Origin of the sequence: Stenotrophomonas sp. NPDC077421, from assembly GCF_049545505.1 — a bacterium.
Taxonomy (GTDB): Bacteria; Pseudomonadota; Gammaproteobacteria; order Xanthomonadales; family Xanthomonadaceae; genus Stenotrophomonas; species Stenotrophomonas nematodicola.
Window position 1 is genome coordinate 1 of record NZ_JBMWDP010000044.1, and the last position, 22,524, is coordinate 22,524.

Sequence of the window (22,524 nt, forward strand, 5' to 3'; positions counted from 1 at the left end):
AACTGTGCGCCGACGTCGCCGAGCGCTGCATCGTGATCACCGGTGGTGGCGCCCTGCTGCGCGACCTGGACCGTCTGATCTCCGAGGAAACCGGCCTGCACGTGCAGGTGGCCGACGACCCGCTGACCTGCGTGGCCCGGGGTGGCGGCCGTGCGCTGGAGCTGGTGGACATGCACGGCAACGAGTTCTTTGCGCCGGAGTAAGCCGTACCGGCCCTGTTCCAAGGACGCGCCCCTGCGGCGTGATGCCGGTGGCGTGCGCGTCACGCCGGGCATCGCAGCGCTGGGGCGTTGTCGCATCCCCAACACCTTTTCCAGTCGAAGCCTGTCGTGCCGCCCTATGCCGGTCCTCCCGTAGCCTCCCGCCAGGGTGATGCCAGCAGCCCCCTGCGGCTGCTTGCCTACCTGGCCCTGGCCATTGTCCTGATCGTGCTCGACGACCAGGCCGGCTGGCTGGCGCGTCTGCGCGCGCAGGCCAATGTGCTGGTGCAGCCGGTGTGGGCCCTGGCCGGATTGCCGGGCAGGCTTGGCACCCAGGTCAAGGACAACGCGGCCAGCCACGGCCAACTGGTGGCCGAGAACCGCGAACTGCGCAACCAGCTGCTGATCGCCAATGCGCGCCTGACCCGCCTGCAGACCGCCGCGCTGGACAACGCCCAGCTGCGCGAGCTGCTGAACGTGGCCGAGCGAAGCGGCCTGGACGTGCAGCTGGCGCCGATTCTGGACATCGACCTGGATCCGGTGCGCCAGCGCCTGGTGCTGGCCGCAGGCACCCGCGACGGGGTGCACGTGGGCCAGGCGGTGATCGACGCGGGGGGCCTGATGGGACAGGTGATCGCCACCACCGGCAACAGCGCCACGGTGCTGCTGCTGACCGATCCTGACCACGCCGTGCCGGTCACCGTCGCGCGCAATGGCGTGCGCCTGATCGTCTACGGGCGTGGCGACACGCTGGAACTGCGCGACATCCCGCTCAGCGCCGGGGTCGAAGTAGGCGACGAGATCGTCACCTCGGGCCTCGGCGGTCGGTTCCCGGCCGGTTTCCCGGTGGGCAGCATTACCGCGCTGCGCCCGGACGACACCCATGCCTTCCTGGTCGGCGAACTCAAACCGGCCGCCCAGCTCGACCGTGGCCGCGACGTGCTGCTGCTCAGGCCCGGTGCTGCCATCCACGTTCCGCCGAACCTGCCGCTCTCCGAAGCCGCCGGCGGCCCGGCGGCCGCACCGGCCACCCTCCCGGCCTCGGCCCCGCCGGCCGCCACCCCGGCCGTGCCGGCCGCTGGCCGGCAACCGCAGCCCTCTGTCCCGGCCCCGGCCCCGGCATCGCCGGCCGTCGCGCCCCGCGAAACGGACGCAACGCCGCCGGAGGAACAGCGATGAGCCGCCTGCGCGACAAACCCTGGGTGCTGCCGGTCAGCCTGGTGCTGGCCCTGCTGCTGGGCCTGCTGCCGCTGCCGGCGCTGCTGCAGCCGCTGCGGCCCTACTGGCTGGCGCTGGTGCTCGCCTACTGGGTGATCGAGGCGCCCGACCGGGTCGGCCTGGGTATCGCGTTCGCCAGCGGCGTGGTGGCCGACCTGCTGTACGGCGGGGTGCTGGGCGAGCAGTCGCTGCGCCTGGTCATGCTGACCTTCATCCTGCAGCGCTTCCGCGCGCGGATCCGTTTCTTCCCGATGTCCCAGCAGATGCTGGCCATCGGCGGGCTGCTGTTCAACGACCGCATCGTCAGCGCGGTCGTGCACATCGTGGTGGGCGAGCCGACCCTGCCGTGGTCGTACTGGTGGGCGCCGCTGCTGGGCATGGGGCTGTGGCCGCTGGTGTTCGTGCTGCTGGACGCCGTGCGTTTCGGACGTCGCGGGCGCTGACATGCACATGCGTCGCCAGGCCAAGAACCCCCATGCCGAGGCCGAGCAGTTCCGGCGCCGCGCCGCGCTGGGCTTCCTCGGCGTGCTGGTGTGCCTGATCGGGCTGGGGGCCTGGTACTTCAAGCTGCAGGTGCTCGACCACGACATCTACGCCACGCGCTCGGAAGCCAACCGGATCAAGCCACGACCGGTGGTGCCGGGGCGCGGAATGATCTACGACCGCAACGGCCGGCTGCTGGCCGAGAACGTGCCTGCGTTCCGGCTCGACATCACCCCGGACAAGGTCAAGGACATGGACGCCACCCTGGCCGGGCTGGCGACGATCCTGGACCTGAGCCCGGAAGACATCGAAACCTTCAACAAGTCGCGCAAGGCGCGCCGCAGCTTCCTGCCGGTGACGCTGAAGCTGCGTGTCACCGACGAGGAGATGGCGCGCTTCGCGGTGGACCGCTGGCGGTTCCCGGGGGTGGAGCTGGAGCCGTACCTGACCCGGCGCTATCCCTACGGTGACCTGTTCGCGCACATCATCGGCTACGTCGGCCGCGTGGACGACAAGGATCTGGAAATGCTGGGCGAGGGCAACGCCGCGCTGACCCACATCGGCAAGTCCGGGCTGGAGCGCTATTACGAGGCGCAGCTGCGCGGCAAGGTGGGCTACGAGCAGGTCGAAACCAACGTGCAGGGTCGTGCGATCCGCACCATCGGCCGGGTCGCCGCCCAGTCCGGCAGCGACCTGCGACTGTCGATCGACGCCGATCTGCAGCGTGCGATGGTGGCCGCCTTCGGCGACTTCGAAGGCGCAGCGGTGGCAATGGACCCACGGACCGGTGAAGTCCTGGCGATGGTCAGCCTGCCGTCCTACGACCCCAACCTGTTCGTCAACGGCATCTCCCATGCCGACTTCAAAGCGCTCAACGACAACCCCTCGCGGCCGCAGTTCAACCGTCTGGTGCTGGGTGGCGTGGCGCCGGGTTCGACCATCAAGCCGCTGATCGGTTTGGCCGGCCTGGACAGCGGCGTGCGCAAGCCCGAGGACAAGATCCTCTCCACCGGCATGTTCTACCTGCCCGGCACCTCGCGCGGCTGGGGCGACGCCAACCGTGGCGGGCATGGCTGGACCGACCTGCGCAAGTCGATCACCCAGTCGGTCAACACGTACTACTACAGGCTGGCGCTGGACATGGGCATCGAGCGCTTCGACCAGTACATGGGCTACTACGGCTTCGGTGCGCCCACCGGTATCGACCTGACCGGCGAGATCGGCGGCATCCTGCCCTCGCCGCAGAACAAGTACAAGGCGCGCAAGGAGCGCTGGTACCCGGGCGACACGGTCAACGTCAGCATCGGACAGGGCGACTGGAAGGTCACCCCGCTGCAGCTGGTGCATGGGGTGGGGGGCATCGGCAACGGCCAGCTGCGCACGCCGCACCTTGTGATGCAGGAGCGCGCCGGATTCGACGCCGAGTGGACCGCCGTGGAAGCCGGTCCGACCAAGCCGATCAGCCCCAACGCCAGCAACCTGCAGGCAGTGCGCGAAGGCATGATGGGCACCATGCGCCCAGGCGGCAGCGGTGCGCGCGCGGCGGCCGGCGCGCCGTACACCATCGCCGGCAAGACCGGTACCGCGCAGGTGATCAGCCGTCGCGGTACCGCCGCCGTCAATCCCAAGAGCCTGCCGCTGCACCTGCGCCACCGCTCTCTGTTCGTCGGCTTCGCGCCGGCGGAAAACCCGGTGATCGCGCTGGCGATCGCGGTCGAAGGCGGCGGCTACGGCGGCTCGGCGGCCGCGCCGATCGCCCGCAAGCTGTTCGACGCCTGGCTGCTCGGCAAGATGCCCGACGGCCTGGAGCCGCTGGACAGCGAGCGCGGCACCACCGCGATCGGCATCACCGCCGTTGACGGCGGCGATGTCAACGTGCGCCAGGCCGGCGACGCGGCGGCGGCCGCGCTGGCGCTGCTGCCGGTGCAGGTGGGGGTGCCTGCCGCGCCCGAGCCTGCGCCGCTGCCCACGCCGCTGCCGGGTGCACCGCTTCCGCCTGCGGCCGCCCCGCCCACCGCGCCGGAGCGCAGCCGATGAACGTGTTCCTGCGCTGGGCCACCGACATGGCGGTGCGCTTTGTCAGCACCCTGGACTGGGTGCTGTGCCTGGCCTTGGGCGCGCTGATGCTGATCGGCCTGGCGGTGCTCAAGAGTGCCGGCGGCGATGGGCTGGTGTTCGCGCAGGGCGCGCGCTTCGTGGTGGGTCTGGCGGCGATGTGGGCGATCTCGCGGGTGCCGATCCTGCGCATCCGCTCGGCCACGCCGCTGATCTATGCCGTGTCGATGATCCCGCTGCTGGCGGTGTTCGTGCTCGGCACCGGCAAGTACGGTCGCCAGTGGCTCGACCTGAAACTGTTCTACCTGCAGCCGGCCGAACTGCTCAAGGTCAGCCTGCCGATGATGGTGGCCTGGTACCTGCACAAGATGCCGCTGCCGCCGCGTTTCTCCACGGTGATGGTCAGCGCGGTCATCATCGGCGTGCCCACCGGGCTGGTGATGCTGCAGCCGGACTTCGGTACCGGCGTGCTGATCGCCGCCAGCGGCGCGTTCGTGCTGCTGCTGGCCGGGCTGCCGTGGTGGTGGGTGGGCGTAGCCGTCGGCGGCGTTGCCGCTGCCGCGCCGGTGGCCTGGATCTGGCTGCTGCGGCCGTATCAGAAGGACCGCATCATGATGTTCCTGGACCCGGAGATGGACGCGCTCGGCGCGGGCTGGAACATCATCCAGTCCAAGATCGCGATCGGCTCGGGGGGCTTCGATGGCAAAGGCTGGGGGCAGGGGTCGCAGTCGCACCTGAACTTCATTCCCGAGCAGACGACCGACTTCGCCTTCTCCGTGCTCAGCGAAGAATTCGGCTGGATCGGCGTGGCCGTCGTGCTGGCGCTCTACCTGGTGGTGATCGGGCGCTGCCTGTGGATCGCCAGCCAGTCACGCGACTCCTATTCGCGGCTGCTGGCCGGTGCCACCGGCCTGGCGTTCTTTGTCTACGTGCTGGTCAACGGCGGGATGATCTCCGGCCTGCTGCCCGTGGTCGGCGTACCGATGCCGCTGATCAGCTACGGCGGCACCTCGGCGGTATCGCTGCTGGCCGGCTTTGGTCTGGTGATGGCCGCGCGCACCTACAACCCGGTGCACGGCGGCTACGGCTGAGCGTGACGGCGTCCGCGCCATCGCTTCCTGTGCCCGCCACGGCCAGGGGTGTCGTCATGTGCACGTTTCACGACGAATGACGGTGGTGACGTTTTTCACCTTTCGCGTCCGCCTGGCGAACGCCCTGTTGCCCTGATCCGGCTGGAGAGCCCTGTCCTGCAATGAGCCGTTGCCGGGACACACGCAGCGGGTTGCCGCGGCTCGTGTCAATCTTTCCGGCGCTGACGCCTGTGGCGGGTTGCTGCGCGGTGAACGTTCAAGGCGATCCGACCCTCCTCATTGACGGGCAGCCAGTGGCGCTGCACGGTCACCGCATCGCGTGCGGATGCCAGCGATTTCCCTGCAGAGACCGCCGGGCGCAGCGATGCGGACCTGCAGCTCGAAGTGGGCACCAGCTACCGGTACGCGGTCTCGGCGCTGCGCATCACCCACCTGCCCGTGCTGGTGCGCTGGGTGAAAGCCGATGTTGCCTGGGCGCGCGGCCTGCGCGACCAGGCGATCACCGCAGTGTGGTTCAACGAAACCGGCAGCCCCAACGCCACCGCCGCCGATCTGCTGGCATTGCTGGCGGCCGCACCGCTGGCCGACTGAAAGGAGCTGTGGATGAGCGCACTTCCGTTCCCGATACCCCCGCCACCGGTGATCCCGCCCGGCGGTTGGGACCCTACCCGCGAGGCTCCAGGCCGATTGCCCGGCGAGAGTCCCGGCAGAGCGTCGGATGGCCCAACCTTGGGCGAGGTCTGGAAACGGATCAAGGAAAGCGTCGGGGTGAAGCCCGAGGCCAAGGTGGAACCACGCGTGGAAGCCCAGCCGGCCGATTGCTCCCAGGCCCGCAACCAGAATGAGTGCAACGCCTGCAAGCTGACGCAGGGCAGTCTTGTCGTCCAGCCCTACACCATTCCAAACAGCCAACACCGCAGCTATGCGTACCAGCTGCGTATCGCCAATCACCTGGCCGGGCCGGAGCAGTTTGCCATCGTCGCTGGCGGGACGGTCACGGAGCGGGCGTTGGCGAAGCTGCAGCGCGAGAAGTACACCATCTACGTCTCCGAATGGATGCACGGTGGCATCCGGTTCGATGGCTTCTGGAGGGGGCCATGCACTGCTGTTGAGGCGAAGGCGTATTACAGGCAGTTCTTCAACAGTGATGGCGAGCTGCAGTTCTGGGCAGCCTTCGATCCGAAGACGGAGACCATCGAGGAAAGCTGGATCAGGCAGTTCAACTCGCACCACGCGCATGTCACCACGCTGGGGCCGCCTGCCAGGCTTGAATGGCATTTTCTGGAAAGTGGAGCTGCGCATGGCCAATGCCGGCTTGCTGGACATCATCGATCCGTCGCTGTTGTAGCAACGGGCCGCTCTCCTGCGGTTCCACGCCTGTCGACAGGTCACCGGTTTTCGGGCGTACCTGGGCATTGGTCGGGCCGACGACACCCGTGGCGCAGGCGATGCCGGGCGACCGGCCAGCGCATGGCGAGGGACGCCAGTGGACGCATCGTCAATGAATCCCACAAAAAGTGAGAAGTGGCGCACAGATACGATGCTACTTGATCCTGATCAATGGACTTGTCGCAATCGGCCTCCACAATGGCGGCCCGCCAGCAACGACGCGTCGAGCCAAGCGATGCGCAGGGGAGTTTGGCGGGGAGCAGTTGACCTCATGGGCACATGGGGCGAGGCGCGCGCTGGGGAGATGCGCGCCGCGCCGGTGCCAACCTGGTCGGTTTGGCCGGTTGCGTCTGCGGGGATGGGGACGCAACCGGCAAGACCTTACGGCCGCCATCGGTCCAGATGAATGGGGCACCCTCGAACCGGCAATCCAGTTGACGCCGCAATTCGTTGTGATTCATGGTGTTAGGGGTTTTAATTCATCCATGACCTGCTAACCTGCCTCGATGATTCGACGCACTCTGGCCTGCATGCTCACGCTCGGTTTGGTCGCCTGCGCGACCCAGCCGCCTTCTCCCGCTCCGTCGCCGCAGGCCTCGGATGCCCCGAACAAGCCCGCCCACGGGCACAAGGGACCGGCCGAAGCCGCGCCGGAAGCGGCGGCTGCCACGGCGCCACCGGTCGATCTGACCCCGGTGCCGTTCGAGGTCGCACGCGCCCGTTTCGTCCGTGATACCGCCGCGCGCTACGGCATTCCTGCCGCGCACATCGAGGCCACCCTGGCGCAGGCGCAGATCCGCGATCCGATCATCGCCGCGATGTCGCGCCCGGCCGAACGGGTCAAGCCGTGGAACGAGTACCGGCCGATGTTCATCAGCCAGGCGCGTATCGACGGCGGCCGGGCCTTCCTTGCCGAACACCGCGGCGAACTGATGCGGGTGCAGGAACGCACCGGCGTGCCGGCCGAGGTGATCGTGGCGATCATCGGCGTGGAAACCAGCTATGGCCGCAACACCGGCAGCTACCGCGTGCTCGACGCGCTGTACACGCTGGCCTTCAAGTATCCGCGCAGCGGCGACCCGGCCAAGCTGGAGCGCGAGGTGCGCCGCGAGCTGTTCTTCCGCGATGAGCTGGCGCGTCTGTTCGCGCTGACCCGCGATGAAAAGCTGGACATTCTCTCGATCAAGGGCAGCTACGCCGGCGCGATGGGCATGGGCCAGTTCATGCCGTCCAGCTACCTGGACTACGCGGTGGACGGCAACGGCGATGGCCGCCGCGACCTGTTCACCAGCTACGACGACGTGTTCTCCTCGATCGCCAATTACTTCGTCAGGAAGGGCGGCTGGGTGCGCGGCGGTCCGGTCGCGGTACCGGCCACCCTGCAGGCCGGTCGCGAGCCGTTCGATCCCACCGACTGGACCCCCACCTGGACCCTGTCCGATCTGGCCCAGCGTGGCTACCAGCCCGGCATGCCGGTCGCCGCCGGCCTGACCGCAACGCCGATCACGCTGGAAGCCAGCACTGGCAAGCAGTACTGGCTGGGCTTCCAGAACTACTACGCGATCACCCGTTACAACCTCTCGAAAATGTATGCGATGGCCGTGTACCAGCTTTCCCAGGCCATCGCCGGACAGGAGCTGCCGCCGGCATGAACGCAACCGCACGCTTCAGATGGCTGATCCCGGGGATGTTGATACTGGCGCTGGCCGCCTGCAGCAGTGCGCCGAAGAAACCGGCCGCCGGCATCGGGGGCAGCAAGCCCGCCGGGACGGTGGTGCAGGGCAAGGGCAAGGGCGGGCGTCCGGCGCATTGCCCCGACGGCTCGCCGTACGCGGCCGCCGCCGAGGACCCGTCCACGCGCGGCGATTACCGCGCCGGCGGCCTGTACAAGCCCGGCGTCAATGACAGCACGCCTACCTATATTCCCAATGTGGCCTGCATTCCCGAGCCGGAGGTGGTCGACCTGCCGCGCTCGCCGGTGGGCAACAAGTCGCCGTACGTGGTGCTGGGCAAGCAGTACGAGGTGATGGACAGAACCACTGGCTATGCCGAGAAGGGGACCGCGTCGTACTACGGTGCCAAGTTCCACGGGCGCCTGACCTCCAACCGCGAGGTGTACGACATGTACGCGTTCACCGCCGCGCACAAGACGCTGCCGCTGCCGAGCTTCGCGCGGGTCACCAACCTGGACAACGGCGAGTCGGTGATCGTGCGGGTCAACGACCGTGGCCCGTTCCACGACGGCCGGGTGATCGACCTCAGTTATGCCGCCGCCGTGCGCCTGGGCATCACCCAGCGCGGCACCGGCAATGTGGAGGTGCGCGCGCTGAGTCCGGGCCAGGACAACCTGCTGGCGTCGGCCGACAAGCCGTCGCGGCGTGAGCGCCGCGAGGCCGCCACGGCGGCCAGGGCGAGCGAGATGGACGCGCTGGTCGGCAAGCTGCCGGCCGCGGCAGCGGCCACCGCCCGCACGCCCCCCAAGGCCGGGGCCGAGGCCTACCGGTACCGCGTCGCCGACAGCGCCAAGCCGGGCAACGCGGACAACTTCGATGCCTGGATGCGCGACAACGGCGTGCGCGTGGCGACCGGCAAGCCGGCGGCGACCCAGGCTGCACCGACCGACAGTGCGCCGGTGAGCGTGGCCGCGTTGCCCGCCGCCGCGCCCCGGGCACCGATGCCGGTGGCTGCCGCGCCGGCACGTCCGGCCGCCGGCGCCAGCCTGCCACAGCAGGTGCTGGGCAGCGTGCTGTTGCAGGTGGCCAGCTTCGCCAGCCGCGACAACGCCACGCGCGCGCTGGGCCAGCTGTCCTCGGCAGGCATCGCCGGGGCCAGCCTCAGCGACATCGTCAGCGGCGGTCGCACGCTGTGGCGCCTGCGGGTGCCGGCGCCCGACCATGCCAGTGCCTCGGAACTTGCCGGCCGCATTGCCGGTCTGGGCTTCGGGGCGCCGCAGATCGTCAAGGACTGACCTTCACACCGGCATGCGGTCTGCACCGCGTGCCAACGCTCCGTGGGCCTACAATGGCCGTTCTCCTTCCCTCTCCCCTTGGCGCCCTCCAGGAGCTTGCTGTCCGATGAAATTCCGCTTTGCCGCCGTTGCCATGACCACGACCCTGTTCGTGGGCCTGGTTTCCGCCCAGACTCCCCTGCCGACCCCGGCGCCGACGCCCGCACCTGCGGCCGCCCCGGCGACGGTAGCCACGCCGCCGGCTCCCGTGCCGAGCGTTTCCAAGGCCTGGGTGCTGATGGATTACGCCACCGGGCAGGTGCTGGCCGGTGAGAACGCGAACGTGCAGTTGGCCCCGGCCAGCATCACCAAGGTGATGACCTCGTACGTCATTGCCGCAGAGGTCAAGAACGGCAAGGTCCGTCCCGACGACCAGGTGATGATGACCGAGCGCGCCTGGCGCGAAGGTGGCGCCGGCACCGACGGCAGCTACAGCGGCTTCCCGGTCAACCAGACCGCGCGTCTGGAAGACATGGAAAAGGGCATGGCGATCCAGTCCGGCAACGATGCCGCGATCGCGCTGGCCGAGCACGTGGCTGGCAGCGAAGAAGCCTTCGCATCGCTGATGAACAGCTACGCCGCCAAGATCGGGATGAAGGACTCGCACTTCGTCAACGCGCACGGCCTGAGCGCGCCGGGCCACCACAGCACCGCCTACGACCTGGCCCTGCTGGGCCGCGCGATGGTGCGCGACTACCCGGAGACCTACGCCTACAACAAGGTGAAGGAATTCACCGTCGGCAACATTACCCAGCCCAACCGCAACCTGCTGCTGTGGCGCGACCAGAGCGTGGACGGGATCAAGACCGGCCACACCTCCGAAGCGGGTTACTGTCTGATGAGTTCGGCGCAGCGTGGCGACCAGCGTCTGATCGCCGTGGTGCTGGGCGGCAGCTCGGAGAAGCAGCGCGCCGACGACAGCCTGGCGCTGTTGAACTGGGGCTTCCGCTTCTTCGAAACGCACCGCATGTACGAGCCCGGCAAGGTCGTGGCCGAGCACAAGGTGTGGAAGGGCAAGGCCGACAACGTGCAGCTGGGCGTGGCGCAGCCGCTGCTGGTGAGCGTGCCGCGCGGCCGCTACAACGACCTGAAGCCGAGCATTGACGTGCCCAAGACGCTGGAGGCGCCGTTCACCGCGGGCCAGCAGATCGGCACGCTGAAGGTAATGCTGGACGGCAAGGTGGTCGCGCAGGCCCCGCTGGTCGCCGTGGCGGCAGTGGAAGAGGCCGGCTTCTTCAAGCGCCTGTGGGACAGCTTCTGGATGTGGTGGGAATCGGAATGACGCGGTAGAGCCGACCGTGGGTCGGCTGCCCGGTGTGCCGGCGGCATGAACGCCGGCGACAGGCAAAAAAAGACCGGCCGATGCCGGTCTTTTTTTGTGCCGGCCAGCGGTCGGCATCGGCTGGTGTGGCGTGCCTCAGAGCGAGCGGCTGATGGTGAAGCTGCCAAACACCGGCGCTTCCTTCTGGCCGTCGAACTCGCGGGTGCTGTGATAGCGGGCGAGGGCGAATTTCCAGCGGCCGCGCATGACCGCCAGACCGTAGCCGAGCTGGCCCACGACGTGGCGCTTGTCCACGCTGTGGCTGTTGCGGAACGTATTGCCGTCCAGAGTGATGTCGCGGATCACCCAGGCCACATCGCTGGTGCCGAACAGGTGCCAGGACCAGCCGCCGGGCTTGCCGCCGCGGGTGGGGGCGGTGTTCTCGCCGGCCGGGCGCAGCGGGGTGCTGCCGAAGTCGTCGGGGAGCTTCCAGCCGAAGCGCACTTCGGCACCGCCGTTGAGGTGCGTGGCGAGGTTGCCCACCGCGCCGCCGTAGTGGCTGATGGCATCCCAACCCCAGCCGCCGGCGTTCATGCCCGCATCACCGGGCCAGCGGCGCATGCGCTCGTGGGTCAGCATGAAGACCGGTTCGTTGTGCAGCTGGTTGTCCCAGCCCTGGAACTTCTCGTCGCCGAGCAGCTCGTGAACCGCGTTCTGCACCTGTTCGCCCTGCGCCCACGGCCCGACCACGCCCAGCGAGAGCTGGGTGGTCTGCAGGCGGTCGCCGCGGCGGGCGTTGTAGCCGAAGCTGGCGATCAGCACACCGGCATAGGGACGGTCGTCTTCGATCAGATCCTTCCGGGTGAAATCGGTCGGAGTGAAGATGCCCTGGGCGAGGCTGAAGATCATGTTCTGCTGCTCGAACTCACCGGGATGCAGCGATTCGAGATGCTGGTTCACCCAGCGCGCCATGCGCGGCAGGCAGGGGTCGTCGGTGTAGTCGACCAGGTTCGGCGAGACCAGGGTCAGCTGGGCGCCGTTGGTATAGCCCTGGTCCTGGTCCTTGCCGCCGAACAGATCGTTGTCGACGCGGAAATTGACCTGGGGCGGATGCTCGCGCATCGCGTCGGGGCCGCACGTGGGGGCGGCATGGGCGGCAACGCAGAGGGTGGAGGCCAGAAGGCCGGACAAGGTACGTGCTGCGGCGGTGCGCTTGGGGTGTGCGGGCATGGGCAAGCTGCTTTTTCTGTCGTCTTTTGCGGGCATACGGTACAGCCAGCGGTGGACGGGATCGACTACGCGATCGTCACCGGTCTGTTGCGAAACGCAGGGTTTTCCGGCGGCGGCCGCTTCTGCGGGCCGCCGCCGTCGGCGCGGCCTCCCGTGCCGACGCCGGCGAGTCAGCTCCCGTTGTGGTTGGAGGGCCTTTGCCATATCCTCCGCCGTGGCGTCAGGGGACGCCGCAAAAGGATTCGAGTCTGCGCAGGCAGGCCCTTCTCAACCCACGGATCGCGCTTGGCCTGCAATGGCAGCGCTGGATGACACACATGATCAAATCGCATTCGTTCGCCCACCTGCTGGCGTGCGCCACGTTGGGCGCGGGCCTGATGACCGTCAGCACGCCGGCGTCGGCCGGCCTGCGCGACGCCTTTGGCAGCCGCGCCTCCGCGCAGGAGCAGAGCAAGGCCGGCCAGGCCGAGATTCCCGTATGCAGCAAGCCGCTGGGCACCATCGCGGTGATCGAGCCGGAGGATGTGGTGAACTGGTGGACAGGCCAGCAGTTGCCGGCACCGTCGCGCCTGATCAAGGTGTTCGTCAGCAAATCCAAGTGCTTCACGCTGGTGGACCGGGGCGTGGGTCTGGCTGCCTCCCAGGCCGAGCGTGCCCTGGCCGCCGACGGTGAGCTGCGCGGCCGCTCCAATGTCGGCAAGGGTCAGATGCGTGCCGCCGACTACGTGCTGATTCCGGACCTGATCTCGCAGAACAGCGATGCCGGCGGCAGTGCCATCGGCGGCCTGATCAGTGGCCTGGTGGGGAGCAAGGCGGGTTCGGTGGCCAGTGGCCTCAACCTGCGCAGCAAGACCGCCGATGTGACCTTGAGCCTGACCGATGTGCGGTCCTCCGAACAGGTGGCCGTGGTGGAGGGCAATTCCAAGAAGACCGACCTGTCCTGGGGGGCTCGCGGCAGCCTGTTCGGCGGTGGCGGCCTGGGCGGCATGGGCGTGGGCGGCTATGCCAACACCGAAATCGGCCAGGTGATCACGCTGGCCTATCTGCAGGCCTACACCAATCTGGTGGCCGAGCTCGGCGGCCTGTCCGGCAACCCGGCCGCGTCCAATGTCAGCCAGGCCGTGACCATGCTCAAGCCGGGCCGCCTGCTGGCCAATGCCAAGGGCACCGGTGCGGCCGTGCGCTCGCTGGAGCCGGGCATGCTGCTGTATCCCACCGGCGTCAAGGAAGGCGCGATGTGGGAAGTGGAAGACGAAATGGGCAACAAGGGCTGGGTCAACTCCACCCTGATGGAACTGGCCCGTTGATCCGGCAGGGAGGTGGCGGCTGACCGGCCGTCACCTTCACGCAGCCTCTTGGGTTTGGTGCCCGGCGACCCGATAATGGGCGCATGGAGATCAAGTCTGACAACCCCGACCACGGCTTCCAGTTCCCCGGCCAGTTTGAACTCAGCGCCATGGGCGCGGCTGGCAAGGAGCTGGAACGCGAACTGCCGCGCCTGCTTGAGCTGGCCGGTCTTGAAGTACTGACCGAGCGGGTCAGCTGGAAACACTCGTCCAACGGCAAGTATGTGTCGGTGCGGCTGGTGTTCAAGGCCGACAACCGCGAACAGTACGACGCTGCCCACACCGCCCTGCGCGATCACCCGGAAGTGAAGTGGACGCTGTAGGCGCCTGCTCCACCGCATCTGCCCCGGGCACCCGGGCGGCGCAGCCGGCATGGGTGCGCGACCTCGGCCGCCAGCCCTACGCGCCGGTCTGGCATGCAATGCAGCGTTTCACCGATGCCCGTACCGACGACACGCCCGACGAGCTCTGGGTGGTCGAGCACGACCCGGTGTTCACCCTGGGCCAGGCCGGCAAGGACGAGCACGTGCTGGCCCCCGGCGATATCCCGGTGCTGCATGTGGACCGCGGCGGCCAGGTGACCTATCACGGTCCCGGGCAGCTGGTGGTGTACCCGCTGCTGCAGCTGCGGCGGCTGGGCATCGGTGTGCGTGACTACGTCTGCCGGATCGAGCAGGCGATCATCGACACGCTGGACGAATGGAATATCGGCGCTGAACGGCTGGACGGTGCGCCGGGCGTCTATGTGGGCGGGGCCAAGGTGGCCGCGCTGGGCATCCGGGTCCGCCGTGGCTGCACCTTCCACGGGCTGTCCTTCAACGTGGCGATGGACCTGGAGCCGTTCCGCCGCATCAACCCCTGCGGCTATCAAGGGCTGCAGGTGACCTCGGTGCTAGACTTGGGGGGACCGTCCGGCATGGCGGCCGTCACGCCGGTACTGCTGGGCCATCTGGCCCGCCAGTTCGGCCTGGACCTCCAGCCCGCCACCGAATTGCCCGATCTGACAGACGCGGCCTGAACGCCGCCGACCAAGGCCATGACTGAAACCACCGCTCGCATCATTCCCCTGCAGGTCGTGCAGGGCGACACGCCGTCCGCCGCGCCGTTGCAGGCCGGGGTCAAACAGCTGGGCGGTGACAAGATCGGCCGCTCGCCGGTGCAGTTCGCCGACGCGCCGGTGCTGCGCAAGCCGTCGTGGATCCGTGTACGGATTCCGTCGGGCAACGCCGTGCAGACGCTGAAGGCCAAGCTGCGCGAGAACCGTCTGGTGACGGTCTGCGAGGAGGCCAGCTGCCCGAACATCCACGAGTGCTTCAGTCACGGCACGGCAACGTTCATGATCCTGGGCGAAGTCTGCACACGCCGCTGCTCGTTCTGCGACGTGGCCCACGGCCGGCCCAAGCCGCCGGATGTCAACGAGCCGGCCAGCCTGGCGCAGACCGTGGCCGACATGGGCCTGAAGTACGTGGTGGTGACCAGCGTGGACCGCGACGACCTGCGCGACGGCGGTGCCCAGCACTTCGCCGACTGCATCGGGGCGATCCGGGCGACGTCGCCGAACACGCGCATCGAGGTGCTGACCCCGGACTTCCGCGGCAAGGGCCGCATGGAGCGGGCGCTGGATATCCTGGCCACCAATCCGCCGGATGTGTTCAACCACAACATCGAAACGGTGCCGGACCTGTATCGCAACGTGCGCCCGGGTGCGGATTACCAGTGGTCGCTGACGCTGCTGAAGAACTTCAAGGCGCAGCATCCGTCGATCGCCACCAAGTCCGGCATCATGCTGGGCCTGGGCGAGGACCTGGACCAGGTGCGCGCGACGATGCGCGATCTGCGTGCCCACGACGTGGACATGATCACGATCGGCCAGTACCTGCAGCCGACCGCGCACCACCACCCGGTGCTGCGCTACTGGACGCCGGAGGACTACAAGGCGCTGGAGGTCTACGGCTACGAGCTGGGCTTCAGCCATGTGGCGTCCGGCCCGATGGTACGTTCGTCCTACCACGCCGACGTGCAGGCCAAGGGCGCCGGCGTCGCCTGACCGCCGACGCCACGGCGCCTCGCGGCCATCGGCCGGCCGGGCACGGCTGGCCCGGGCCAGGACACGCCGTGACCCCCATTCCCGGGGGCTCGATCGCGGCATCCCTGCCGCCAGCGATGCTGATCCGGGGCAGCCGCCCCCGGCGTCCAGAGCGCGCCGTTGCAGGCCGAACCGGCCGCGACCGCGTCAGCGTCCTGCCCCGATGTGTCTTCTCCGCGCCATTCACAATTTGCTACAGGGCCCGGTTTAGGCTGGAAATCCCTGTTGCGCCGGGTGGATGACAAACCTCGCAACTTTCGGCACTGTCGTGTGGTCTGATCCGCACGCAGTCTTCTCCCTGGCAAGGTGCCACGAGCTCGTCCATGAAATTCAAAGCCCCCGCATTCCTGTTGGCCCTGGCGCTCACCGCGCCGCTGGCGCTGGCCGCATACGCCGACTCGCCGGCGCTGCCGTCGGCGGCCACCGCCGACCAGGCGACCACCTCCAAGCTGGTCTATGGCCTGTTGTCGGACAGCCGTTACGCCTATCGGCCCCGGGCACTGGATACGGCCACCTCCAAGGACGTGTTCAAGCGCTATCTGGAAGCGCTGGATGGCAGCAAGCAGTTCTTCACCCAGGCCGACGTCACCCGCTTCGCGCCGTTCGAAGCGAACATCGCCACGGCGATCCGCGGCGGCGAGCTGGAGCCGGCGTTCCAGGTGTTTGCCGTGTACAAGCAGCGCGTCGGCGAACGCGTGGCGTATGCGCGCAAGCTGCTCAAGCAGGAGTTCGACTTCAGCACCCAGGACCGCTTCGAGTACGACCGCAAGGACGTGCCGTGGGCGGCCAGCGATGCCGAACTGGACGAGCTGTGGCGCAAGTCGGTCAAGAACGACTGGCTGCGCCTGAAGCTGGCCGGCAAGCCCGCCGCCGAGATCCGCAAGACGCTGGACAAGCGCTACGCCACGCTGGAAAAGTCGGTCAATGAGTTGAAGGGCGAGGACGTGTTCCAGTTCTTCCTCAATTCCTACACCAGTGCCGTCGATCCGCACACCGATTACTTCACCCCGCGCACGGCCGAGAACTTCAACCAGGCCATGTCGCTGTCGCTGGAAGGCATCGGCGCGCAGCTGCAGCGCCAGGACGACATGGTGGTGATCCGCGAGATCATTGCCGGCGGTCCGGCTGCGGTGAACGGCACGCTCAAGCCGGGTGACCGCATCGTCGGTGTCGGCCAGGGCAAGTCCGGTCCGCTGGAAGATGTGATCGGCTGGCGCATCGATGACGTGGTGGCCAAGATCCGCGGCAAGAAGGACACACAGGTACGCCTGGAATTCATCCCGGCCGAAGAGGGTGTGGACGGCAAGCATCACACGCTGGTGCTGACCCGCCAGAAGGTGCGCCTGGCCGAACAGGCCGCCAAGGGCGAGACCCTGACCATTCCCGGCAAGGACGGCGAGCCCGCGCGCAAGGTCGGCGTGATCAAGCTGCCGACCTTCTACCAGGACTTCGAAGGCCGTCGCCGCAACGCGGCTGACTATGCCTCGGCGACCCGCGACGTGGCCAAGCTGCTGGCCGGCTTCAAGGCCGACAAGCTCGACGGCGTGGTGCTGGACCTGCGCAACAACGGTGGCGGTTCGCTGGACGAGGCGATCGAACTGACCGGCCTGTTCATCGAACAGGGCCCGGTGGTGCAGGTGCGCGAATCCGGCGGCCGCGTCACCGTCAACAGCGACCGCAGCGCAGCGGTGGCCTGGGACGGTCCGATGGCGGTGCTGATCAACCGCGGGTCGGCCTCGGCCTCGGAGATCTTCGCCGGCGCCATCCAGGACTATGGGCGTGGCCTGGTGATCGGTGAAACCACCTTCGGCAAGGGCACGGTGCAGAACATCGTGGACCTGGACCGCTGGCCGAGCGGAGAAACCCAGCGCTTCGGCCAGGTCAAGCTGACCATCGCGCAGTTCTTCCGCGTCAGCGGCAGCAGCACCCAGCACAAGGGCGTGGTCCCGGATCTGGCCTTCCCGGCCAGCGTGGATGCCAGCGAGTACGGCGAGAGCACCTACGACAACGCCCTGCCGTGGACCCGCATCGCCGCCGTGCCGCACACCCAGTACGGCAATTTCGGCCCGCTGCTGCCCAAACTGGAAACCCGCCATGCCGCGCGCATCTCCGCCGACAAGGAATTCCAGTGGTGGAATGAAGACGTGGCACAGTTCCGCGCCGAGGCGGCCAAGAAGTACGTGTCGCTCAATGAAGGCGAGCGCCGTGCCGAACGCGAGAAGCAGGACGCCCAGCGCAAGCAGCGCCAGGCCATCCGCAAGGAACTGGGCCTGGATCTGGACCCGCTGGCCGACGACAGCAACGATGACGGTCTGACCGGCAACGAGCGCGACATCGTCAAGGATGCCGCGCGCGAAAAGGCTGCCGAGAAGCGTCCGGACCCGCTGCTGCGCGAATCGGCCTCGATCCTCGCCGACGCGGTGAACCTGCTGGAAGCCGACCGCCCGCTGTCGGCGCAGGTGCTGCCGCAGTCCACGGCCGTGGGCCGCTGGGCCGATTGACGACGAAGGGGAGCGCCCGGCGGTGGCCGGCTGCTCTCCGCCCCGTCACAGACACACCGCGCGCGAGCCGACCAACGGTCGGCTCCAGTGCGGGCTGCGCCGGTGAATGGGGGCGCAACGCGGAGAACGGGATGCGTGCCGTGTAAACCTGGCGCTTACGCGGGCAGGACTATGCTGGGCGGGTCTGATCCTGCAGGAGCGTCCATGCGGCTGTACCACGCACTTCCGGCCGGCCTGCTGGCCGCGTCCGTCCTGACCGCCTGCGGTGGTCGCGCCGCCGACAGCACGCTGCTCCGCGAATCCTTCGATTCCGGGGATACCTATTCGCGCAGCGTACCCGGTGATGCGGCGCATGCCTGTGAGGCGGCGCGGCGCACGCTGCTGAGCCAGGGCTATGCCATTGCCCGCGCCGGCAGCGATGCCGTGGAAGGCAACAAGAACTTCCAGCCGCGCGAAGACGAACACGAGCAGCTGGTGCTGCGCATTTCCTGTGCGCCGCGCGACGACCAGGCGCTGGTATTCGTCAGCGCGGTGCAGGACCGTTATGCGCTGAAAAAGAGCCCGACCTCGGCGAGCGTCGGCGTCGGCGCCATCGGCTCGGTGTCGCTGCCGTTCGGCAGCAACGACGACTCGCTGGTGAAGGTGGCCAGCAGCACCGTGCAGGACGCCGATTTCTACAAGCGCTTCTTCGACCGCCTGCAGCAGTACCTGCCTGCGGCAGCGGCCGCGCCCCCGCCGGCCCCGGTCGAGCCGGTGCCGGCACCGCGCCCTGCGGCGCCCCCCACCCCCGAACCGGCGCCATCGCCGGTGCCGGCAGCGGAGAGTCCGGCGGACGCGGGCTGAGGGGGCGCATCGGATGAACGTGCGGATGCCCAGGTGCGCGCTGCTGCGGGCCCTGCTGCTGGCAGGTCTGCTCGGGCCGTCCTTGGCCTCGGGCCAGTCTGGCGGGTGCGCGCAGGCGCTGCTGACCGAACTGGGGTGGCGCATCGACGTGGCCGATATTGCCGAGCCCGTCGTGCACGGTGGCCCGGTCTGCGAGCGCGCCGACCTCGCCCAGGCGCAGGCCGCCGGCGACCTGCGCGTGCAGATCCCCGCGCGCTGGAGCGAGGCCCAGCGTGACAGCGTGCTGCAGGACCTGTTCGAGGACCCGGCCACGGTCTGCGCCTATGCGTTTCCGCTGGGCCAGGCCGCGAGACGTGCCGCCACCCGCCTGGAGGCGAACGACGGCTTCCGCTTTTCCGCGCTGCAGCTCGGCTGGATCGGCTTCGGCGCGCGTGGCGCGCAGGCGCAGGGATGGGCGGGTTTCCGCAGCTTCGGCCGCGGCTACCAGCCGGCGGCCGGCAACAGCGCGGCGCTGGACGCGTTCTACACCGGCCGCGTACGCGCCGAATGCGGGGTAGGGCGCCAGGTTGCCCAATTGGCGACCCAGCGCGAGCTGTACGGCGATGCCGCCTTCGATGCGGAGTTCGCTCCGGGTGAGCTGTCGATCGGGACCTTCCTGACCCTGCACCAGACCGACAGCATCCTGCTGGGCCGGCATGCCGGCCGGTTCTTCGCCGACGGCAAGGCGCGACGGACCGCGCAGCGCGGGCGGCAGGCATTCGTTGGCGCACCGGGATTCATCGAACACGTGTTCGACCGCCAGTATCTGGACGACATCAACAACCAGGCCGAGAACTTCATGGTGGTGGACGTCGGCGATGCGGCGGCGCGCGCGCTGCGCACGCACGGCGGCTTTGCCCACTACGACGCGGTCAACCGACGCATCTGGACGCTGGCCACGCAGTTGCCCGGTCCTGGCCCACGCCGCTTCGAGCGGCTGCTGATCGAGCGTGACCCGATCGCGCGGCGGGAGGTGCCGGAGGAGAAGCGGGCGCTGCTGGCTGAACTGGACGCCCTGCTGGACGATCCGTTCTACCGGGAGTTCCTGATTTATGTGCACCCACGCGGTATACGTCCCATCGGGTATCACGTGGCCCGCCTGCTCGACCGCAATCCGCGCACACCGTTCGCGATCGAGCTGGGGCTGCACAACCTGCATACCACGCTGTACCGGCGCTGGATCGACGCACGCCTGCGGCAGTGCGCGGCCGGGGTGCCGGCTCCCCACACGAATTCGCAAGCTGAGCAAAGGTGATCGATGGACATTGCAATGATTGGACTGGGGCGCATGGGCGCCAACATGGCCGAACGGCTGCAGCGCGGCGGGCACCGCGTGATCGGCGTGGACCCCGGTGAAGGCGCGCGTGCCAGCGCGGCCGCACGCGGGATCGAGGTCACCGCGGCGGTCGCCGATGCGCTGGCCGCCTTGCCGGTGCCGCGCGTGGTGTGGCTGATGGTGCCGGCCGGCGAGGTGGTGGACCAGACGCTGGCGTCGCTCGCCCCGCATCTGGCCGAGGGCGATGTAGTCATCGACGGCGGCAATTCGTACTACAAGGATTCCATGCGCCGCGCCACGCAGCTGCTGGCCGACGGTGTGACCTACCTGGACTGCGGGACCAGCGGGGGGGTGTGGGGCCTGCAGGAGGGCTACAGCCTGATGATCGGCGGCGATGCGGCGGCCGTGGAGCGCGTCGGCGCGATCTTCCGCACGCTCGCGCCGGCGGCCGATCGCGGCTGGGCGCATGTGGGTCCCAGCGGTGCCGGCCACTTCTGCAAGATGGTCCACAACGGCATCGAGTACGGCATGATGCAGGCCTACGCCGAAGGCTTCGCGCTGATGCAGCACAAGTCCGAGTTCAACCTGGATCTGGCCGAGGTCGCCAGGGCCTGGCAGCACGGCAGCGTGGTGCGCTCCTGGCTGCTCGACCTGAGCGCCGATGCCTTGGGCCGCAACCCGCAGCTGGACGGCATCGCGCCGTACGTGGAGGACTCCGGTGAAGGCCGCTGGACCGTGGCCGAGGCGATCGACCTGGACGTGCCGGCGCCGGTGATCACGCTGTCGCTGCTGGAGCGCCTGCGTTCGCGTGACAAGAACTCCTTCAGCGACCGCCTGCTGGCGGCGATGCGCAACGAGTTCGGTGGCCACGCCATCCACCCGAAGGGGTGAGCCGGCGGTTCACTCCAGGGCGATGCGCGCGCCGTGCGCGGCGCTGCGCTGGCCGGCATCGAGCAGGCGCATCACCTGCATCACCTGCGCGGCGGTGACCGGCGGTTCGCCCTGGCCCAGCATCGCGTCGCGGAAGGCGGCGTAGCAGGCGCGGTAGTCGCCCGGCAGGTTGTCCACGCTGCTGCGGTGCGCGTGCCCTTCGGCATCGACCACCACCCGGTGTCCATGCACCGGGTCGATGCCCCAGCCCGGGGCACCGGGCGCGATGCCGCGGCGCAGCTGGTCTTCCTGCACATCGCGCCCTTCCTTGACCCAGCTGCCGGCGCTGCCATGCACGGCAAAGCGCGGCGTGCCGGCGGCCACCAGCGAGCCGGCGTGCAGAATCGCGCGGTGTCGCGGGTAATGCAGCACGGCATGGACGTAGTCGTCGCTGCGCGCGTGCGCGCGCTGCGCCAGCAGATCCACGCTGATCGCCTGCGGCCAGCCGAACAGCTGCAGCATCTGGTCGAGCAGGTGCGGGCCCAGGTCCATCCACAACCCGGCACCGGGGCCGTCGCCTTCGCGCCAGCGGTCGCGTACCTGCGGCCGGTATCGGTCGAAATGCGAGTGGCACTCGGCGATCTCGCCCAGACAGCCTTCGGCCACCTGCTGGCGCAGGGTCAGGAAATCGGCGTCGTAGCGGCGGTTGTGGAATACGGTGATGACGCGCTCGGCGGCGAGCCCCGCCTGCAGCAGGGCGTCGGCCTCGGCCACCGACAGCGCGAACGGCTTGTCCACCAGTACATGCTTGCCTGCGGCCAGCGCGGCATGGGCCAGCGGCGCGTGGGTGTCGTTCGGCGTGGCGATCACCACGCCATCCACCGCGGGATCATCGAACAGCTGCTGCGGATCGGCGCAGATGCGCACGTCGGTGAACTCGCGCAGCAGTTGGTCGCGCCGCGAACTGGCAATGCCGTGCAGCACCAGGCCGGGCGTGTGCCGGATCAACGGCGCATGGAACACACGTCCGGCCAGTCCGTAGCCGATCAGCCCGATATTCAACGCGGTGGCCATGTCGCACTCCACGAAGCAGGGGGAATGCAGAGCGTACCGGCTGCGCATGACGCACGGAAATCTGAACGGCGGTGCAGAAAGCTGAGCGGTTCACAGCAGCGTTATGCCGCGGCGACGTGCTGCACACGGCGCTGCATCGACACTGGGCCCACCAACCCGCAGGAGACATCCGAGATGACCCTTACTACCCGTAATCTGCTTGCTGCTTCGCTGGCCTTCGGTATGGTGCTGGGCACGTCCTCGGTCATGGCCAAGACCCCGCCCAAGAGCACCGACGCGGCGGCGATGACCCATGCCGACACCCATGACTCCGCCGAACCGGTGACCGACAGCTGGATCACCACCAAGGTCAAGGCCGACCTGCTGACCAGCAAGAACGTCCCCGGCACCGAAGTGAAGGTGGAGACCGTCAACGGTGTTGTCACCCTCAGTGGCACCGTGGCCAGCCAGGCCGAGCATGACAAGGCCGTCCGCGTGACCCAGGGCATCAAAGGCGTCAAGCGCGTCGATGCCAGCGCACTGAAGGTGGCCGCTGCCCGCTGATTGGCCGGTACA

General features: G+C 68.6%; 21 protein-coding genes and 1 pseudogene. 20 read left to right on the forward strand and 2 right to left on the reverse strand.

What is annotated here, in order from left to right:
- The 11 genes and pseudogenes from ACPEH1_RS17945 to ACPEH1_RS17995 all read left to right on the forward strand — a co-directional run.
- A partial coding sequence (locus tag ACPEH1_RS17945) for a rod shape-determining protein (protein ID WP_423716148.1) occupies positions 1 to 203 on the forward strand: 203 nt, incomplete at its 5' end.
- 126 nt (positions 204 to 329) lie between these two features.
- Positions 330 to 1,379 carry a rod shape-determining protein MreC gene (mreC, locus tag ACPEH1_RS17950; RefSeq protein ID WP_313161035.1) on the forward strand — a complete coding sequence of 350 codons (1,050 nt, stop codon included), beginning with the start codon at positions 330 to 332 and terminating at the stop codon, positions 1,377 to 1,379.
- Positions 1,376 to 1,861 (forward strand): rod shape-determining protein MreD, encoded by a 486-nt coding sequence (gene mreD / locus ACPEH1_RS17955; protein ID WP_136005149.1) that lies wholly within the window; start codon positions 1,376 to 1,378, stop codon positions 1,859 to 1,861. Before mreC ends, mreD begins: the two co-directional genes overlap by 4 nt.
- A 1-nt stretch (position 1,862) precedes the next feature.
- Positions 1,863 to 3,938 carry a penicillin-binding protein 2 gene (gene mrdA / locus ACPEH1_RS17960; RefSeq protein WP_153164789.1) on the forward strand — a complete coding sequence of 692 codons (2,076 nt, stop codon included), beginning with the start codon at positions 1,863 to 1,865 and terminating at the stop codon, positions 3,936 to 3,938.
- Complete coding sequence (rodA, locus tag ACPEH1_RS17965; protein ID WP_136005145.1) at positions 3,935 to 5,047, forward strand: rod shape-determining protein RodA; 1,113 nt, start codon at positions 3,935 to 3,937, stop codon at positions 5,045 to 5,047. The genes mrdA and rodA overlap by 4 nt, the downstream gene beginning before the upstream one ends.
- Positions 5,048 to 5,208: 161 nt before the next feature.
- Positions 5,209 to 5,340, forward strand: a pseudogene (locus ACPEH1_RS17970) (hypothetical protein); the annotation flags it as partial.
- Positions 5,327 to 5,638 carry a hypothetical protein gene (locus tag ACPEH1_RS17975; protein WP_017357348.1) on the forward strand — a complete coding sequence of 104 codons (312 nt, stop codon included), beginning with the start codon at positions 5,327 to 5,329 and terminating at the stop codon, positions 5,636 to 5,638. The pseudogene ACPEH1_RS17970 and the gene ACPEH1_RS17975, both read left to right, overlap by 14 nt.
- Before the next feature lie 138 nt (positions 5,639 to 5,776).
- The gene (locus ACPEH1_RS17980; RefSeq protein ID WP_243746287.1) at positions 5,777 to 6,568 is read left to right on the forward strand and encodes a Tox-REase-5 domain-containing protein; all 792 of its coding nucleotides are present in this window, start codon (positions 5,777 to 5,779) and stop codon (positions 6,566 to 6,568) included.
- 374 nt (positions 6,569 to 6,942) lie between these two features.
- A complete protein-coding gene (gene mltB, locus ACPEH1_RS17985; RefSeq protein ID WP_136005134.1) occupies positions 6,943 to 8,088 on the forward strand; it encodes a lytic murein transglycosylase B in 1,146 nt (381 codons plus the stop codon).
- Positions 8,085 to 9,404: a septal ring lytic transglycosylase RlpA family protein gene (locus ACPEH1_RS17990; protein WP_313242543.1), complete on the forward strand. Its 1,320-nt coding sequence runs from the start codon at positions 8,085 to 8,087 to the stop codon at positions 9,402 to 9,404. Before mltB ends, ACPEH1_RS17990 begins: the two co-directional genes overlap by 4 nt.
- Before the next feature lie 106 nt (positions 9,405 to 9,510).
- Positions 9,511 to 10,725 carry a D-alanyl-D-alanine carboxypeptidase family protein gene (locus tag ACPEH1_RS17995; RefSeq protein WP_017354319.1) on the forward strand — a complete coding sequence of 405 codons (1,215 nt, stop codon included), beginning with the start codon at positions 9,511 to 9,513 and terminating at the stop codon, positions 10,723 to 10,725.
- Positions 10,726 to 10,860: 135 nt separating this feature from the next.
- Here the strand turns inward: ACPEH1_RS17995 and ACPEH1_RS18000 are convergent, their stop codons facing one another.
- The gene (locus ACPEH1_RS18000) at positions 10,861 to 11,934 is read right to left on the reverse strand and encodes a lipid A deacylase LpxR family protein (protein WP_017354320.1); all 1,074 of its coding nucleotides are present in this window, start codon (positions 11,932 to 11,934) and stop codon (positions 10,861 to 10,863) included.
- Between the two features lie 317 nt (positions 11,935 to 12,251).
- Here ACPEH1_RS18000 and ACPEH1_RS18005 point away from each other — a divergent pair, with 317 nt between their 5' ends.
- From ACPEH1_RS18005 to gnd, 8 genes are all read left to right on the forward strand, one after another.
- Positions 12,252 to 13,241, forward strand: coding sequence for a CsgG/HfaB family protein (locus tag ACPEH1_RS18005; RefSeq protein ID WP_017354321.1), 990 nt, complete (start codon positions 12,252 to 12,254; stop codon positions 13,239 to 13,241).
- 83 nt (positions 13,242 to 13,324) lie between these two features.
- On the forward strand, positions 13,325 to 13,603 hold the full coding sequence (locus ACPEH1_RS18010) for a DUF493 family protein (protein ID WP_017354322.1): 279 nt from the start codon (positions 13,325 to 13,327) through the stop codon (positions 13,601 to 13,603).
- A complete protein-coding gene (gene lipB, locus ACPEH1_RS18015) occupies positions 13,591 to 14,298 on the forward strand; it encodes a lipoyl(octanoyl) transferase LipB (RefSeq protein ID WP_017354323.1) in 708 nt (235 codons plus the stop codon). The genes ACPEH1_RS18010 and lipB overlap by 13 nt, the downstream gene beginning before the upstream one ends.
- Positions 14,299 to 14,316: 18 nt before the next feature.
- Complete coding sequence (gene lipA, locus ACPEH1_RS18020; RefSeq protein WP_017354324.1) at positions 14,317 to 15,327, forward strand: lipoyl synthase; 1,011 nt, start codon at positions 14,317 to 14,319, stop codon at positions 15,325 to 15,327.
- A gap of 362 nt (positions 15,328 to 15,689) precedes the next feature.
- Positions 15,690 to 17,867: a carboxy terminal-processing peptidase gene (locus ACPEH1_RS18025; protein ID WP_423716149.1), complete on the forward strand. Its 2,178-nt coding sequence runs from the start codon at positions 15,690 to 15,692 to the stop codon at positions 17,865 to 17,867.
- 204 nt (positions 17,868 to 18,071) lie between these two features.
- Complete coding sequence (locus tag ACPEH1_RS18030) at positions 18,072 to 18,710, forward strand: DUF2242 domain-containing protein (protein WP_136005120.1); 639 nt, start codon at positions 18,072 to 18,074, stop codon at positions 18,708 to 18,710.
- A gap of 25 nt (positions 18,711 to 18,735) precedes the next feature.
- Positions 18,736 to 20,004 (forward strand): hypothetical protein, encoded by a 1,269-nt coding sequence (locus ACPEH1_RS18035; RefSeq protein WP_229296504.1) that lies wholly within the window; start codon positions 18,736 to 18,738, stop codon positions 20,002 to 20,004.
- Between the two features lie 3 nt (positions 20,005 to 20,007).
- Positions 20,008 to 20,916: a phosphogluconate dehydrogenase (NAD(+)-dependent, decarboxylating) gene (gene gnd / locus ACPEH1_RS18040; protein ID WP_153164785.1), complete on the forward strand. Its 909-nt coding sequence runs from the start codon at positions 20,008 to 20,010 to the stop codon at positions 20,914 to 20,916.
- A 9-nt stretch (positions 20,917 to 20,925) separates the two neighbouring features.
- On the opposite strand, the gene ACPEH1_RS18045 is transcribed toward gnd, so the two are convergent.
- Complete coding sequence (locus ACPEH1_RS18045; RefSeq protein ID WP_017354412.1) at positions 20,926 to 21,969, reverse strand: oxidoreductase; 1,044 nt, start codon at positions 21,967 to 21,969, stop codon at positions 20,926 to 20,928.
- Positions 21,970 to 22,143: 174 nt separating this feature from the next.
- On the opposite strand from ACPEH1_RS18045, the gene ACPEH1_RS18050 reads away from it, so the two are divergent.
- On the forward strand, positions 22,144 to 22,512 hold the full coding sequence (locus tag ACPEH1_RS18050; RefSeq protein ID WP_017354411.1) for a BON domain-containing protein: 369 nt from the start codon (positions 22,144 to 22,146) through the stop codon (positions 22,510 to 22,512).
- Positions 22,513 to 22,524: the final 12 nt, after the last annotated feature.